12 protein-coding genes are annotated in these 15,339 nt (G+C 72.3%); 6 read left to right on the top strand and 6 right to left on the bottom strand.

Annotated features, from left to right (window positions below):
* Nucleotides 1–51: 51 nt before the first annotated feature.
* From EXU48_RS04555 to EXU48_RS04570, 4 genes are read right to left on the bottom strand one after another with little or no spacing between them, the layout of a single operon-like run.
* A complete protein-coding gene (locus EXU48_RS04555) occupies nt 52–444 on the bottom strand; it encodes a DoxX family protein (protein ID WP_207947624.1) in 393 nt (130 codons plus the stop codon).
* Between the two features lie 22 nt (nt 445–466).
* Nucleotides 467–2,491, bottom strand: a complete 2,025-nt coding sequence (recQ, locus tag EXU48_RS04560; protein ID WP_235856828.1) for a DNA helicase RecQ — start codon at nt 2,489–2,491, stop codon at nt 467–469.
* 40 nt (nt 2,492–2,531) lie between these two features.
* Entirely contained in the window at nt 2,532–4,250 is a 1,719-nt protein-coding gene (locus EXU48_RS04565; protein WP_133106393.1) for an MDR family MFS transporter, read from the bottom strand.
* On the bottom strand, nt 4,247–4,855 hold the full coding sequence (locus EXU48_RS04570; RefSeq protein ID WP_235856829.1) for a TetR/AcrR family transcriptional regulator: 609 nt from the start codon (nt 4,853–4,855) through the stop codon (nt 4,247–4,249). Before EXU48_RS04570 ends, EXU48_RS04565 begins: the two co-directional genes overlap by 4 nt.
* 91 nt (nt 4,856–4,946) lie before the next feature.
* Between EXU48_RS04570 and EXU48_RS04575 the strand changes: the two genes are divergently transcribed.
* Entirely contained in the window at nt 4,947–8,540 is a 3,594-nt protein-coding gene (locus EXU48_RS04575) for an FtsK/SpoIIIE domain-containing protein (RefSeq protein WP_133106395.1), read from the top strand.
* Here the strand turns inward: EXU48_RS04575 and EXU48_RS04580 are convergent.
* The gene (locus EXU48_RS04580) at nt 8,537–8,977 is read right to left on the bottom strand and encodes a hypothetical protein (protein WP_133106396.1); all 441 of its coding nucleotides are present in this window, start codon (nt 8,975–8,977) and stop codon (nt 8,537–8,539) included. The genes EXU48_RS04575 and EXU48_RS04580 overlap by 4 nt on opposite strands.
* 276 nt (nt 8,978–9,253) lie before the next feature.
* On the opposite strand from EXU48_RS04580, the gene EXU48_RS04585 reads away from it, so the two are divergent.
* Complete coding sequence (locus EXU48_RS04585) at nt 9,254–9,502, top strand: WhiB family transcriptional regulator (RefSeq protein ID WP_133106397.1); 249 nt, start codon at nt 9,254–9,256, stop codon at nt 9,500–9,502.
* 58 nt (nt 9,503–9,560) lie between these two features.
* On the opposite strand, the gene EXU48_RS04590 is transcribed toward EXU48_RS04585, so the two are convergent.
* Nucleotides 9,561–11,015, bottom strand: coding sequence for a sensor histidine kinase (locus tag EXU48_RS04590; RefSeq protein ID WP_133106647.1), 1,455 nt, complete (start codon nt 11,013–11,015; stop codon nt 9,561–9,563).
* Nucleotides 11,016–11,172: 157 nt separating this feature from the next.
* Between EXU48_RS04590 and EXU48_RS04595 the strand changes: the two genes are divergently transcribed.
* The 4 genes from EXU48_RS04595 (at nt 11,173) to EXU48_RS04610 (ending at nt 15,307) form a co-directional block, all read left to right on the top strand.
* Nucleotides 11,173–11,673, top strand: coding sequence for a DUF2505 domain-containing protein (locus EXU48_RS04595; protein WP_165962682.1), 501 nt, complete (start codon nt 11,173–11,175; stop codon nt 11,671–11,673).
* A 268-nt stretch (nt 11,674–11,941) separates the two neighbouring features.
* Nucleotides 11,942–13,264, top strand: coding sequence for an ABC transporter substrate-binding protein (locus EXU48_RS04600; protein ID WP_133106399.1), 1,323 nt, complete (start codon nt 11,942–11,944; stop codon nt 13,262–13,264).
* 61 nt (nt 13,265–13,325) lie between these two features.
* Nucleotides 13,326–14,396 carry a carbohydrate ABC transporter permease gene (locus EXU48_RS04605; protein ID WP_133106400.1) on the top strand — a complete coding sequence of 357 codons (1,071 nt, stop codon included), beginning with the start codon at nt 13,326–13,328 and terminating at the stop codon, nt 14,394–14,396.
* Nucleotides 14,396–15,307 (top strand): carbohydrate ABC transporter permease, encoded by a 912-nt coding sequence (locus EXU48_RS04610; protein WP_133106401.1) that lies wholly within the window; start codon nt 14,396–14,398, stop codon nt 15,305–15,307. Before EXU48_RS04605 ends, EXU48_RS04610 begins: the two co-directional genes overlap by 1 nt.
* The last annotated feature ends 32 nt before the right edge of the window (nt 15,308–15,339 follow it).

A 15,339-nucleotide genomic window follows, 5' to 3' on the forward strand; every position in this document is an offset into this window, starting at 1 on the left:
CGCCTGCCCGGCACCGGGTCCGGAGGGGATCCGGTGCCGGGCAGGAGCCGCTCACCGGGGGTCGGCGGCGGCCCGAAGGGCCAGCATCACCAGCGGCACCTGCAGGGGCAGCCGCGCCCACGCGATCGCTCGCGCTCGAGCGCTGCGGCCCCGCAGGATCCGCACGGTGCGCACATTCGCCGGAAAGACGGCCACCAGGAACGCCGCCGACGCCAGCCCGGCAACCCGGCGCGTGCGCCGGTTCCACACGGCGCCGGCCAGGACGAGTTCGGTGAGGCCGGAGCCGATCGTCCACGCACGGGCCGGCCCGGGCAGCGTCCGGGGCACGATGGCATCGAAGGTCCGGGGCCGGATCAGGTGGGTCAGGCCGGTCACGACGAACGTCGCCGACAGCAGGGCGGCCGGGCCGGGGGTGATGCGCGCGCGGGATGCGTCGGATGCCATGGGCGCCCAGCCTACGTCGGCCTCAACCGCCGGCGACCACCCCGAGGACGGCCGGCCCGTAGCGAGCCAGTTTCGCCTCCCCCACGCCGGAGATCCCGCTCAGGACCGCCTCATCGGCCGGGCGGGCTTGCGCGATCCCGGCCAGCGTGGCGTCGTTGAACACCACGTAGGCGGGCACACCCTGCTCCTTGGCGACCTCCGCCCGCCAGGTGCGCAACCGCTGGAACAGCTCCTGCGCCGTGTCATCGAGGTCCAGTGCGGCGCCGCCCTTGGCCTTCGCGGCCCGCGGTGCCCGGCTGCGCTCCGGCTCGATGCGCAGCATCACCTCCCGGCGGCCGCCGAGCACGTCGGCGGCGGCCTCGGTCAGGGCGAGCACGCCGTACTCCCCCTGCACCTGCAGCAGGCCCTGCGCGAGCAGCTGGCGCACCACCCCACGCCACTCGGCGTCACCGAGCTCGGTACCGATCCCGAACGTGCTGAGCTCGGTGTGCCGGAACTTGACCATCCGTTCGGTCTCCCGGCCGAGCAGGATGTCGACGAGGTGCCCGGCTCCGAACTGTTGGCCGCGTTCGCGCTGCAGCCGCAGGATCGTGGACATCACCTTCTGCGCCGGCACCGTGCCGTCGAAGGACTTCGGCGGGGACAGGCAGGTGTCGCAGTTCCCGCACGGGCCCGCGCCGGACTCGCCGAAGTAGGCGAGCAACTGCTGCCGACGGCACCGCACGGTCTCGCAGAGGGCGAGCATCGCGTCCAGATGCAGCGACTGGGCCCGCTTGCGCTGGGCGTCTCCCTCGCCGTCGGCGATCATCCGGCGCTGCTGGACGACGTCCTGAAGACCGTAGGCGAGCCATGCCGTGGACGGCAGGCCGTCCCGCCCGGCCCGGCCGGTCTCCTGGTAGTACCCCTCGACGCTCTTGGGCAGGTCGAGGTGCGCCACGAACCGCACGTCCGGTTTGTCGATGCCCATCCCGAACGCGATCGTGGCGACCATGATGACGCCCTCCTCGCGGAGGAACCGGGACTGGTTCGCGGCCCGCTGCTGCGCCGGGAGTCCCGCGTGGTACGGGAGCGCGGCGTGCCCCTGACCCGCGAGCCACTCGGCGGTGCGCTCCACGGAGGCCCGGCTGAGGCAGTAGACGATGCCGGCCTCCCCCGGGTAGGACTCGATGAGCCGCAACAGCTGGGGCCGCGCCTGGGCCTTCGGGGTGATCCGGTACTGGATGTTCGGCCGGTCGAAGCTGGACACGAACACCCGGGCATCGCCGAGGTCGAGGTTCGTGACGATCTCGGCGCGGGTGGCCTCGGTGGCGGTCGCGGTGAGCGCGATCCGCGGCACGTCCGGCCACCGCTCGTGCAGCATCGAGAGCCCGAGGTAGTCCGGTCGGAAGTCGTGCCCCCATTGCGCCACGCAGTGTGCCTCGTCGATCGCGAACAGCGCGATCCGGGCCGCGTCGAGCAGGCCGGCGGCCGCGGTCAGGCGCTCCGGGGCGAGGTAGAGCAGGTCGATCTCCCCGGTGAGCAGCCGCTCCTCGGTGTCGCGCCGCTCGGCGGCCGACTGCGTCGAGTTCAGGAACGCCGCCCGCACGCCCAGCAGCGCCAGGGCCTCCACCTGGTCATGCATCAGGGCGATCAGCGGGCTGATCACCACGCCGGTGCCCTCCCGGACCAGGGCCGGGATCTGGTAGCACAGGCTCTTGCCGCCGCCTGTCGGCATCAGCACGAGGGCGTCACCGCCGGCCACCACGGTGTCGATGATCTCCGCCTGGTCGCCGCGGAAGGCGTCATATCCCCAGACGGCGGAGAGCGCCTCGAGGGGCGAGCTCGCCGTGGGCGGGGCAGCCCGGGGCGCACCCGCCGGCGGCCGGGGCGCGACGGCCGGCCGGCCGGGCGCGACGCCGGCCCGCCCGGTGGCCGCGACCAGCCGGCCGGGCTCCGGCGCGTCCCAGTCGCTCAGGTACTCCGGTGGCGGCGGGTCGTCCCAGTCCGGCGGCGGCTCGCCCCACGGGTCCTCGGTCGGCGACTCGTCGCTCCTGCGCTCCTCAACCACCCGGCCAGCCTATGCGCCGGGCCCGACGGTCGGCGCCGGCCTACCTCCTGCTCGCCAGCGAGGTCCCGTCCACGGCGGAAGGGTCCGGCGCACTCACCGCGGCGCCACCGGCGACCGGTCGCGCGGAGGCCGACCGATGCGGCCCCGGCGCCGAGGTCTGCGTCCCCTCCGCGAGCTCGGCCGGCACCGGGGCCTCGGCGGGCACCGTGGACTCGACCTGGACCTCCCGCTCGATCCGGGTCGCCAGCGGCTTCTCCTCGATGAAGCACAGCAGGATCGCCGCGAGCACCGCGAGCGGTGCGATGACCAGGTAGATCGGTGTCAGGGCGTCGTTGTAGGCCTCCACGATCGGGATCCGCAACCCGTCGTCGAGGTGCTTGACCACGTCCGGGGTGAGCGCGTTCACGCCGCCGTCCACGGCCGCGTCGGCTCCCGGCAGTCGCTCGGTCAGCAGGCCGAGCAGCCGGGCCGAGAAGACGCTCCCCACGACGGCCGACCCGAGCGTGCCTCCGATCTGCCGGAAGAAGTTGTTCGAGGCGGTGGCCGTGCCGACCTGGGTCACCGGGAACGAGTTCTGCACCACCAGGACCAGGATCTGCATGCTGGCGCCCAGGCCCACGCCGAGCACGGCCAAGTAGGCACAGGCCACCCAGATCGCGGTCTGCGCGGTCAGCGTGGACAGGCCCACCAGCGCGGCCGCGAGCAACACGGCCCCGGCGATCGGCAGCCACTTGTACCGTCCGGTGCGGCTCACGTACCAGCCGGACGCCGTGGAGACCAGCAGCATCGATCCCATCATCGGCACCATGAGCAGCCCCGACGCGGTTGCGTCCTGCCCCGCGACCATCTGGAGGTAGGTGGGCATGTAGCCGAGCACGCCGAACATCCCGATGCCGATGAACAGCCCGGCCACCGTGGTCAGGTTGAAGTTGCGGTCGGCGAACAGGCGCAGCGGGATGATCGGCTCCCGGGTGCGGCCCTCGACGAACACGAACAGAGCGGCGCTGACCAGGGTGCCGGCGATCAGGCCGAGGATGAGCGGTGAGTTCCACGCGTAGTGCGACCCACCCCAGGTGCCGAGCAGCACCAGGCACGTCGTGCCGACGGCGATCAGGGCCATCCCGCCGAAGTCGAGGTGCGGGCGACCGCGGCGCCGCTGCGGCAGCGGCATCAGGAAGAGCGCGGCAGCCAGGGCGGCCAGGCCGAGCGGGATGTTCATCCAGAACGCCCACCGCCAGCCGGGGCCCTCCGTGAGCCAACCGCCCAGCAGCGGGCCGGCCACCGAGGAGAACGCGAAGACGCCGCCCATGATCCCCATGTACTTGCCGCGCTCGCGAGGTGGGACCACGTCGGCGATGATCGCCTGGGACAGGATGATCAGCCCGCCACCGCCGAGACCCTGGATGGTCCGGCCGACGATCAGGCCGGTCATGTCGATGGTGAGCGCACTGACCACCGACCCGATCATGAACAGCACGATGGCGCCGACCAGCAGCGGCTTGCGACCGATCAGGTCACCGAGTTTCCCGTAGACCGGCATCATCACGGTCGAGGCCAGGATGTAGACGGTGATCACCCACACCATCAGGTGGGCACCCTGCAGTTCGCCGACGAGGGTCGGCAGGGCGGTCGCCAGGATCGTCTGGTTCAGGGACGCGAGCAGCATCGACAGGATCAACCCGGCGAACAACAGCGCCAGAGCACGGCGGTCGAGCAGGGTTCCGGAGGACCCACCGGGGGTGGTGGGGGCGGTTGTCATGACTTCGTTACTACCTCTCGGAGCAGGTCCACGGCTTCGTCGAGGACGTCGTCGACGTCGTCTCGAAGGATGAAGGTCGGGTCGTTCGTGGCGGCGAAGGTCAGCGCGGCGGAGGCCATCGAGATCAGCATCCGCACGTGTGGTTCGTCGAGCTCGCGCCCGATCACCTGGGCGATCCGCTCCGTGACGACCTCCGTGACGATCGCCTCGGTCTCCCGGAACGACTCGGTGCGGTGCCGGATCAGTTCCGGGTGCCGGTCGAAGATCTCCCGGCGGCGGGTGCGGCTCAAGGCACTGCCGGAGGCCGTCCGCGCGACCGCGAGGAGCAGCCGGGTGGTGCGCTTGAGCAGTTGTCCGTCCTGGGGCGCGTCCAGGAACTCCTGGCGGGTGGCCGGGTCGAGGTGGGGTCGCCGCAGCCCGACGACGGCGTGTTCCTTCGTCGGGAAGTAGTTGAAGAACGTCCGTGTCGAGACGTTGGCGCGGGCAGCGATCGCGTCCACGGTCACCGCGGCGAGCCCTCCGGAGAGGACCATCGCCGCCGCCGTCTCGTGCAACGTCCCCCAGGTCTCGGCGCGCTTACGCTCCCGGAGCGAGGTTTCCTGCACCTCTGCATTTTTGCATGACTGCAATATTCTGACAAGAGCGTCGTCCACAGGGTCTCCGCACGCCCGACGGCGGAGCGCGAGCATCGTCGGTATGCCGACGTCGAGCACGGGGCCTGGGGTCGCTCCGGCCACCACCCGGTTCCATCTGGCGGTGGTCCGGGGTCCTGACGCGGGCTGGGTGGCGCCGCTCGGCGCGACGCCGGTCCTCCTCGGCCGGGGGCCGACAGCCACCCTCGCGCTCGAGGACCCGCAACTCTCCCGCGAGCACCTCCTGGTCGGGGCGCGTGGCGGGCGCCTACGCGCCCGGGACCTGGGGTCCGCGAACGGCACCGTCCTGATCCGGGCTCGCCGGACTGCGCGCGGCCACATCAGCGACACCGCGGGCTCCGCCGGCCCCGGCCGCCGCGCCCGCCGCCTGCGCGGCCGGTGGCGAGTGCTGCGCGAGGGTGACCGGATCCGGGCGGGTGCGAGCGTGGTCGAGGTCCGCCGGCACCCGTCGCTGCGGCAAACGGCAGGCTCGACAGGTTCGACAGGTTCGGCAGGTACCGCCACCGTCGGCGACGGACTGCTCGGACGGCTGCTGTTCCCGCTGATCATGTGCGTGACCTCGGTGCCCCTGCTGCTCTCTGGCTCGGGCCCGTGGCGGCTGGTCCTGGCGGTCGCACTGCCCGTGGTTCTGCTCGGCTCCGTGCTCTGGCCGCTTGTGGCCCAACGCCGCCGCCGTCGCCAGGTGCGGACCGGCCCACCTCGCGCGGACGCCCCCACCGAACCGGAGCCGGACGCCGGCCCGGACGATCCGGCCGGGCTCCTCATGGCCGCGAGTGCGCCTCCACGCACCGGCCGGCAGGAGGAGTGGCGCGCTCTGCCGACTCTGCCGACTCTGCCGGCTCTGCCCACTCTGCCGGTCTGGGAGATCGGCGATGCGAGCCCGCCCTCGGGACGGCGACCTGCGCCGTCGACCGCTCGGGTTCGCCGCGACCACGAGCGGGCCCGCTATCTGTCCGGCGGCACCAGGGCACTGGCGCTCGTCGGCCGGCCGGAGGACGTGACCGCGCTCGCCCGGTGGATGGTCTGCCGGCTCGCGGCGCGGCTCCCGCCGAGCCGGCTGCACCTCGACCTCCCCACCGGCTGGGACTGGGCGACCGCGCTGCCACACCGGGTGCCCGGGACGGAGCCGGGCCGGCTCGAGGTCCACGTGGTCGAGGGGCCCGCCGGCGGTGCACCTTCCGGCGGCCCGAGCATCGTGCTCGCCCGCGACCTGGCCGAGGTGCCGTCCTGGTGCGAGCGCGCGATCGAGGTCCGCTCCGGCCACGACCGCCAGGTGGGCGAGCGCTGGGCCGCCACCGTGTGTGCCGCCGTCGTCGCGGCGACCCATCGCCCCGATCTCCTCCCGGACGCGGTGTCGATCGAGGCGACCGTAGGCCCGGGCGAGGTCGCCGGGATCGTCCGCGGCTGGGCCGCCGCGACCGGACTGGCCGCCGTCCTCGGCGTCGGCCCCGCCGGCCCGCTCCGCCTCGATCTCGCCACCGAGGGCCCGCACGCCCTCGTCGCCGGCACCACCGGTTCGGGCAAGTCCGAACTCCTGCTGTCCTGGCTGCTCGGCCTCGCCCACGCCCGCTCGCCCGCGGACCTGACCCTCGTGCTGATCGACTACAAGGGTGGCGCGACGTTCCGGCCGGTCGCCGGCGTGCCGCACGTGGCCGGGGTGCTCAGCGACCTCGACGCGGCGGGCACCACCCGGGCGCTGGCGAGCCTGCGCGCGGAGCTGCGCCGCCGCGAGCGGCTGCTGGCCGCGTCCGGGTCGGCGACCCTCGCCGAGCACCGGGCCCGGGTCGCGGCCGAGGTGCGACCGCCGGCGCTGGTCGTCATGGTCGACGAGTTCCGGGCGATGGCCGACGAGCACCCCGACTTCCTCGACGCCCTGGTACGCCTGGCCGCACAGGGCCGCTCGCTCGGCATCCACCTGGTGCTGGCCACCCAACGCCCGGCCGGCGCGGTGACCCCGGACATGCGCGCGAACCTCACGGTCAGGATCTGCCTGCGGGTGCTCGAGGACGCCGACTCGATCGACCTGATCGGCGACGCCTCGGCGGCCCGGCTGCCCGCGGTGCCGGGCCGGGCCGTGGTGCTGGCCGGGGAGCGCACGCTGGTGCAGGTCCCCTGGACGGGCCCGCCCGACGAAGGCGCGGTGCCCAGGTTGGTGGGCCGGCTGCGGGCAGCCGCGGCGCAGGTCGAGGCGCAGGAGCCGTGGCGGACGCGGCCCCCGCGGCCCTGGGCCGAGCCCCTGCCGGACCGGATCGACGTGGACGACCTCAGCGTCGACTCTGTCGACACCGTCGACACTGTCGACACCCGCCCCGACGGCGCACGAGACCCCGGGTTCGGGTCGCGAGTGGCGCCGGCGCTGCCGCTGCTGCTGACCGACCTGCCCGACGAGCAACGGCTCGGCGCCTGGTCGTGGCCGGTCACCTCGACGCTCCTGGTCAGCGGTCCACCGGGCTCCGGCCGGACCACCGTGCTGGGCACCCTGGCGGAGCTGGCGCGCCGATCCGGGATACCCACGCACGTGATCGCCGAGGACATGGCCGCGGTCGTGCCCGTCGCCTCCGGCGGACTGCACCCGCACGGCACGGCGTGCCCGCCCGAGGACTCCCGCCGGGCACGTCGCCTCGTCGAACTGCTGACCGCGGGCACCGGCGCCGCGCAGATCCTGCTCGTCGATGACGTCGACGTGCTCTGCCGGGCGCTCGACGAGACCGGAAGCATCGGCGCGGGCGTCGACCTGGTCACGGAGCTGCTGCGCCGGGCCCGCCGGGCGGGGGTCGGGGTGGTGCTGACCTGCACCGGGGCGTCGACCCGCTGGGCGCCGTTGGTCGCGGACCGGCTGGTCCTCGCGCCGCAGGACCTCGGCGACGCCCTCGTGGCCGGTGTGCCCCGCGAGCTGGTGGGCTCCGGCGGACCGGCGGGGCGGGGCGTCCTGATCACCCCGGACGCATCCCGGGTGGCGCAGGTGGCGGTCGCCCAGGTGGCGCCGGACCGGCACCTGCGTCCGGCGCGGGCACCGGTGCGGCTGGCCGCCCTTCCCACCCGGGTCCTGCTGGCCGAGGTGCCCGTCACAGGTCACGACCGGCAGGGCCGCGCCGGTGGCCCGCTCGTGCTCGGCGTCGGCGGCGACGAGGCCACCGCGGTCATCCGGGACCTGCCCGACGGCGGCACCTGGCTGATCGCCGGACCGGCCGGCTCGGGCCGCACCCGTGCGCTCCGGATGCTCGCCGACCAGCTCCGCGCCGGCGGGCGGACCGTTCTCGACGGACCCGGAGACCTCGCCGGATCGGTGACGGCCGCCGGCCGCAGTGGCGCCGACACCCTCCCGGCACGCGGCCCGGTGCTGCTCCTCGACGACGTGGACCGGCTTCCCGCCGCGACCCTGACCGAGGTCGCGCAGGCCTGCACCACCGGAACCGCCGTGATCGCGACGGCCCGTCCGGAGCCGTTGCTCGGTCTGTACCACGAGGTCGGAGCGAGGCTGCGGGAGGCACCGCTGATGATCGTCCTCGGCCCGGCCGGGCCGGCCGCGCACCTGACCGGGATCGACCTGCGCCGTCACGCCGACGCCGACCCCGGCCCCGGTCGGGGGGTGCTGGTCGACGGCGGGCGGCCCACGCCGATCCAGCTCGCGGGCTAGGCGACCGCGTCCGGGCCGCCCGCACCCGACGTCGCGGCGAGCGAGGCGGGCACGAGCAGCGTCACGACGACGACCACGGCGAGCACCATCGGCACGGTCGCCGCCCACCAGGGCACCGAGGCGTAGGATGCCGCGCCCACGGCGAACTGGAGCAGCTGCCAGGTGATCACCGGGCCCCGGCCCCACCGCTTGCCTTGCCAGAGCGCCCGCACAGCCAGGAAGAGCAGGCCGCCGATCAGGAGCAGGACCACGAGCACTCCGGCAGCGAAGCCGGCGAACGCCGCGTCCCCGGCGAGGGCGAGCACCACTGAGGCGACCCCGATCACGACCAGTCCGACGGCCTCGAGGAGCGCCACCGCGAGCCCGATCCGCAAGGACAGCGGGCGGTCGTCCGGCCGAGCCGGGCCCGGATCCGATGGGCTGGAGGTCGTGGACACGGGCCCCACTCTAAGCGAGCGCGACAGCCCCACTCGAGCGCCCGGGGCGACCTCCGCCGTCGGGCCCGGAGCACACGAGCGGCACACCGATCAAGGCGCCGATCCTGTGAAGAATGTCTCAGGGTCACGAAGTTGAAACTTTGTCGTAACCCCTTGTGCACGTTCAAATACCATGTGAAAGTTGTTCCCAGAGATTCACGCGAGTCGCGGAACTCCCCCCACCAACTCGGTCTGAGAAGGCCACGCACTCGCACGCGCCCACACAAGGAGAACGCAATGGATTGGCGTAACAACGCGTCCTGTCTGACCGAGGACCCCGAGCTCTTCTTCCCCATCGGGAACACCGGTCCCGCGCTCGTGCAGATCGAGGAGGCGAAGGCCGTGTGCCGCCGTTGCCCGGTCGTGGACACGTGCCTGAAGTGGGCGATCGAGTCCGGCCAGGACGCGGGCGTCTGGGGCGGCATGTCCGAGGACGAGCGCCGCGCGCTGAAGCGCCGCACCGCCCGGGCCCGCCGCGCCGGCTGAGCCACACTGCTCCGTTTCGAACGGCCGGATCGCCTGGGGCGGTCCGGCCGTTCGCATGTCAGTAGTCGCGCAGTTCGCCGACCCGGGCCTCGAGGACGACCTCGGTACCGCCGCCCGGCACCGGCTGCCAGGAAATGGTGCCGTCCAGTTCGGTGGCCACCAGGGTGCGCACGATCTGGGTGCCCAGCCCCTTCATCTGGGGGTCCTCCCCCATCCCGACGCCATCGTCGATGACGCTGACCCGAAGCATCGGGCCCTCGCGCCGGGAGTTGATCGTCACGGTGCCGCCGTCCGTCGCCAGACCGTGCTCGACGGCGTTGGTCACCAGTTCGGTGAGCACCACCGCCAGCGCGGTCGCGTCGGTCGCGGGCACCCTGCCGAAGGCACCCTCGCGCACCGTCTTCACATGCGCCTCGCCGGCGGCGACGTCGGCCACGAGGCGCAGCGTGCGCCCGAAGACCTCGTCGAAGTCGACCACCTCGTCGATGGTCTGCGAGAGCGCCTCGTGCACCGTCGCGATGGTCGCGACCCGGCGCATCGCCTCGTTCAGTGCCGACTTGGCGTCCTCGGAGTCCGTGCGGCGGGCCTGCAGCCGGAGCAGGGCCGCCACCGTCTGCAGGTTGTTCTTCACCCGGTGGTGGATCTCGCGGATGGTGGCGTCCTTGGTGAGCAGTTCCCGCTCCCGGCGGCGTAGCTCGGAGACGTCCCGCACGAGCAGGACGGCCCCGACCCGCTGGCCGTACTCGGTGACCGGGACCGCCCGCAGGGACAGGCTCACGCCATGGGACTCGACGTCCGTGCGCCAGGCGGCCCGGCCCATCACCACGAGCGGCAGCGACTCGTCGACCGGTGACTGGTCCTTGAGCAGGGGCGTGATCACCTCCGCAAGGGACTGCCCGACGACCTCGTCGCTGACGCCGAGCCGGTGGAACGCACTGAGGGCGTTCGGGCTCGCGTACAGGACCTCGCCCTCGCTGTTCAGCCGGACCAGTCCGTCACCGACCCGGGGCGCGCCGCGCCGTGGACCGGTGGCCGCGTTCGCGAGCGGAAACTCCCCTCGCGAGATCATCCCGCAGAGCTCGTCGGCCGACTCCACGTAGTTCAGTTCGAGGCGGCTCGGGGTGCGGCTCGCGCCGAGATGCGTCTCGCGGGCGACCACCGCGAGGGTCCGCCCGGCTCGGACCACCGGGATCGACTCCTCCCGGATCGCGAACGAACCGTTCCAGCGGGCCTCTCGGGCCCGGTTGATCTCCTGGGTCTCGAGCGCCTGCAGCAGCGCCGTCCGAAGCCCGGCGGGGGCCCGCCTGCCGACCACGTCGTCATGGTGCACGGTGGCACCGGTCGACGGGCGGGCGTGTGCGACCGCGACCAGGTCGCCGTCCTTCGTGGGCAGCCAGAGCACCAGGTCCGCGAAGGAGAGGTCGGAGATCACCTGCCAGTCCCCCACGAGCAGATGCAGCCACTCGGCGTCCTGACTGGTCAGGTCGCTGTGATTCTCGATCAGGTCACCCATCGTGGACACGGTCGTAGCCTACGCACCCACACACCGGCCGCGAGCCACGGCGGCCGCCCGCCGAGACCGGGTCGTGGCCGTGGTGTGCGACCGAAGGACCCCATCGCTACGCTCGCAGATGGGCCGGTCGGCCCGCCTGCCAGAGCGAGGGAGAACCATGCGCTTCGACGCCGCCATCGACTACCCCGCCGACACCGGCCGCGTCGCGCAGATGCTTGCCGACCCGGACTTCGTACGGCGCAAGATCGAGGCGAGCGGCGCCGCCTCGACAGCCGTCGAGGTGACGTCCGCGGACGACGGCGGCTTCACCGTACTGACCCGGCGGGCGATGCCCACCGACAAGATCCCGAACGCGCTGCGCAGTTTCGTCGGCGCCTCGATCGATGTCCGGTTCGTCGAGGTCTGGCAGCCCGCCGACCCGGACGGGCGCCGCACCGGGACGTTCACGATGGATGTGGCGGGCGCTCCGGCCGGGGCCACCGGCACCACCGCGCTGGAGCCCGACGGCGAGGCCGGAGCCCGGATCGGCTATGACGGCGACGCGAAGGTCAACGTGCCCTTCCTGGGTGCGTCCGTCGAGCGTGCCGTGGTCGAGGCCGTGCAGAACGTGCTCGACGCCGAGCGCCGGGCCGGGGTGCAGTGGCTCACCGAACGCTGAGGTAGCGCCCCGCCCGAACCCACCGGCCGCCGTCGAGCCGAATTGTTTCGGTTGGGTCACAGGTCTTGACGCGACGCCCGGACGTGATCCACTATCGCTCCTATTCCCTGAGAGCGCTCTCAGGACATCGTCGCCCGACTGTGAGAGCGCTCTTAGACAATCTCGGGTCAGGTCGCCCGGGAGTCATTCGCAGCAACCCCACCACCGCCGGAACCGCCGGCACCCATGAGCGTGCGGCCTCGCCCGCACCACCGACGAAGGAGTCATCGTGCGACGTAGGACACGAGCACTGGTAGCGACGGCCGGCCTCTTCGGCCTGGCCCTGACCGCCGCCTGCGGCGGCAGCCCCGGGGACGCCGACCCCGATCCGACCACGGACGCCGGGTCCGACGAGCAGATCACGCTCACGGTCGCCACGTTCAACGACTTCGGCTACACCGAGGAACTCCTCGCCCAGTACACCGCCGAGCACCCGAACGTCGTCGTCGAGCACGTGCTGGCCGCCCGTGCTGAGGACGCCCGGGCCAACCTGACCACCAACCTCGCCTCCGGCGGCGAGGGTCTGAGCGACATCGAGGCCATCGAGGTCGACTGGCTCGCCGAACTGCTGCAGTACCCCGACTACTTCGCCGACCTGTCCGACCCCGCGGTCGAGGGCCGCTGGCTGGAGAGCAAGGTCGCCGCCGCCACCACCGAGGACGGCCGCCTGCTCGGCTACGGCACCGACGTCGGACCGCAGGCGATCTGCTACCGCGCGGACCTGTTCGCCGCTGCCGGGCTACCCACGGAGCGCGCGGAGGTCGCCGAACTGCTGGGCGGCGCCGACGCCACCTGGGACGACTACTTCGAGGTGGGCCGCCAGTTCGTGGCCGCCTCCGACTCCGCCTGGTACGACTCGGCCGTCTCCATGTACCAGGGCATGATCAACCAGGTCGAGTTCGCCTACGAGGAGGGTGACGGCACGCCCATCGGCCTGACCAACCCGGCGGTGCGCGAGGCCTACGACGCGGTGCTGTCCGCGTCCACCGACGACGGCCTGTCCGCGGGCTTCGAGCAGTGGCAGGAGGACTGGGTCGCCGGCTTCCAGAACGACGCTTTCGCCACGATGCTGTGCCCGGCCTGGATGCAGGCGGGGATCGAGGGCAATGCGGCCGGCATCGAGGGCTGGGACATCGCCGACGTCTTCCCCGGCGGCGGCGGCAACTGGGGCGGCTCGTACCTGACCGTGCCCGCCGGTGGCGAGCACGTCGAAGAGGCCCAGGCACTCGCCGAGTGGCTCACGTCCCCCGAGACCCAGGTGCAGGCGTTCGCGAACGCCGGCACGTTCCCGAGCCAGGTCGACGCCTATGAGAACCCGGACCTGACCGGAGCCGTCAACCCGTTCTTCAACGACGCGCCGGTCGGTGAGATCTTCGCCAACCGCTCCCTCGCCGTCGACGAGCTCGGCTTCCTGCCCTACAAGGGCCCGAACTACTTCGCGATCCACCAGAGCGTGCAGGATGCGATCCTGCGCGTGGACGTGACGGGTGAGCAGAACGCCGAGGACTCCTGGTCCGCCGCCGAGCAGGCGGTCGCCGACCTCGGCCTCTAGCCGATCGTCCATCGGTCGGCGGGGCGGGTCACCGCCCCGCCGACCCCACACGAGGAGCAGCATGAGCGTCATCACCCCGCGCCCACCGACGGCGCAGCGGCCCCGGGAGGCCACCGCCCGCCGGGTCGGGTTCCGGCAGCGGTTGGGCCGCTGGGACGTCAAGGTCTCGCCCTACCTGTACATCTCACCGTTCTTCATCCTGTTCGCGGTGGTGGGCGCCTTCCCGCTGCTGTATACCGCGTACGTCTCGGTGCACGAGTGGAACCTGCTCGGCGGACAGGGTGACTTCGTGGGTCTGACCAACTACGGCGACGTGTTCGCGCAGCCGACCTTCATCAAGGCGATCGGCAACACCTTCTCGATCTTCGCGCTCTCCTCGGTGCCGCAGGTGATCACAGCGATCGCCCTGGCCGCGGTCCTGAACGCGAACCTGCGCGCGAAGACGTTCTGGCGGATGGGCGTGCTGCTGCCGTTCATCGTGGCACCGGTCGCGGTCGGGCTCATCTTCGGTCGGCTGTTCGCCGACGACTCCGGCCTCGTGAACGCCCTCCTGACCCAGGTCGGCATGGACCCGCTGGGCTGGCACTCGGACCGACTGACCAGTCACGTCGCCATCGCCACGATGGTGAACTTCCGCTGGACCGGCTACAACACCCTCATCTTCCTTGCCGCCATGCAGGCCGTCCCCCAGGAGCTGTACGAGGCGGCGATCATCGACGGCGCCGGCCGGCTGCGCCAGTTCTTCTCGGTCACCGTGCCGCAGTTGCGGCCGACGATCATCTTCATCATCATCACCGCCACGATCGGGGGGCTGCAGATCTTCGACGAGCCGCGCATGTTCGACGACCAGGGCCTGGGTGGGCCGTCCCGGAACTGGATGACCGTGGCCATGTACATGTACGACGTCGGCTGGGGCAACCAGAAGAACTTCGGCCGCGCCGCCGCGATCGCCTGGCTGCTCTTCCTCATCATCATCGTGGTCGCACTGGTCAACTTCCTGATCTCCCGTCGGATCGCGACCAGCGACTCGCCGCGAGGCGCGGCCCGGCTGCTCGCACGCGGCTCCGGCGAAGCCGGCCACACCCCCGCCGCGGACGCCGGTCGACCCACCTCTGCCTCGAAGGAGACCTGATGTCCTCGATCCCCGTCATCGCGCAGAGCGCGGGCCCCGGCGCCGCACGCTGGGCGGCCCGACGACGCCGGCGCGGGACCGGCGGCGCGAACAGGCGCCCAGGCTGGGTCACCTACGCGATCCTCGCCGCGGTCCTGCTGGTCGCCGCGTACCCGCTCTACTACACGCTCCAGCTGGCCTCCTCGGACGCCGTCTCGATCGCGCGCAACCCGATCCCGGCCATCCTGCCCGAGGGCAACCTGTTCTCGAACATCGCCGAGGTGCTCGGCGGCCGCGTCCCGTTCGGCAAGGCCTTCGTGAACTCATTGATCATCTCGACCAGCGCCGCGGTCGCGGTCGTCGCGTTCTCGACCCTTGCCGGGTTCTCCTTCGCGAAACTGCGCTATCGGGGCCGCGCACCACTCCTCGTGTTCGTGATCGCCACCATGGCGGTGCCCACTCAGCTCGGCATCGTGCCGATGTTCATCCTGTTCACCGAACTCGGCTGGGCGAACAACCTGATCGGCGTCATCGTCCCGGCCATGGTCTCGGCGTTCGGAGTGTTCTGGATGACCCAATACCTGGACCAGGCCCTCCCCTACGAACTCATCGAGGCCGCCCGGGTGGACGGCGCGTCGATGATCCGGACCTTCTGGCACGTCGCGATGCCGGCAGCCAGGCCCGCCGCCGCGATGCTCGGTCTGTTCACGTTCGTGCAGCACTGGGTCGCCTTCTTCTGGCCGTTCATCATCCTCACCTCGAACAACCCGACGCTGCCGATGGCGGTCCAGCTGTTGCAGGCGAACTACTTCACCGACTACTCCCTCGTCATGGCCGGGGTGCTGGTGACCACGTTCCCGTTGCTGATCCTGTTCGTGGTCGCGGGACGGCAACTGGTCAGCGGCATCATGGCCGGCGCGGTCAAGGGCTGACCCGTGCGGACGCAGCCAGGGATCGACGGATA

Source organism: Occultella glacieicola (assembly GCF_004353825.1).
GTDB lineage: Bacteria > Actinomycetota > Actinomycetes > Actinomycetales > Beutenbergiaceae > Occultella > Occultella glacieicola.

What these genes read in the sequence shown, in the direction of transcription:
- EXU48_RS04555 (WP_207947624.1), bottom strand. Translation starts at nt 444, where the DNA reads ATGGCATCCGACGCATCCCGCGCGCGCATCACCCCCGGCCCGGCCGCC.
- EXU48_RS04565 (WP_133106393.1), bottom strand. Translation starts at nt 4,250, where the DNA reads ATGACAACCGCCCCCACCACCCCCGGTGGGTCCTCCGGAACCCTGCTC.
- EXU48_RS04575 (WP_133106395.1), top strand. Translation starts at nt 4,947, where the DNA reads ATGCCGACGTCGAGCACGGGGCCTGGGGTCGCTCCGGCCACCACCCGG.
- EXU48_RS04585 (WP_133106397.1), top strand. Translation starts at nt 9,254, where the DNA reads ATGGATTGGCGTAACAACGCGTCCTGTCTGACCGAGGACCCCGAGCTC.
- EXU48_RS04590 (WP_133106647.1), bottom strand. Translation starts at nt 11,015, where the DNA reads ATGGGTGACCTGATCGAGAATCACAGCGACCTGACCAGTCAGGACGCC.
- EXU48_RS04595 (WP_165962682.1), top strand. Translation starts at nt 11,173, where the DNA reads ATGCGCTTCGACGCCGCCATCGACTACCCCGCCGACACCGGCCGCGTC.
- EXU48_RS04605 (WP_133106400.1), top strand. Translation starts at nt 13,326, where the DNA reads ATGAGCGTCATCACCCCGCGCCCACCGACGGCGCAGCGGCCCCGGGAG.
- EXU48_RS04610 (WP_133106401.1), top strand. Translation starts at nt 14,396, where the DNA reads ATGTCCTCGATCCCCGTCATCGCGCAGAGCGCGGGCCCCGGCGCCGCA.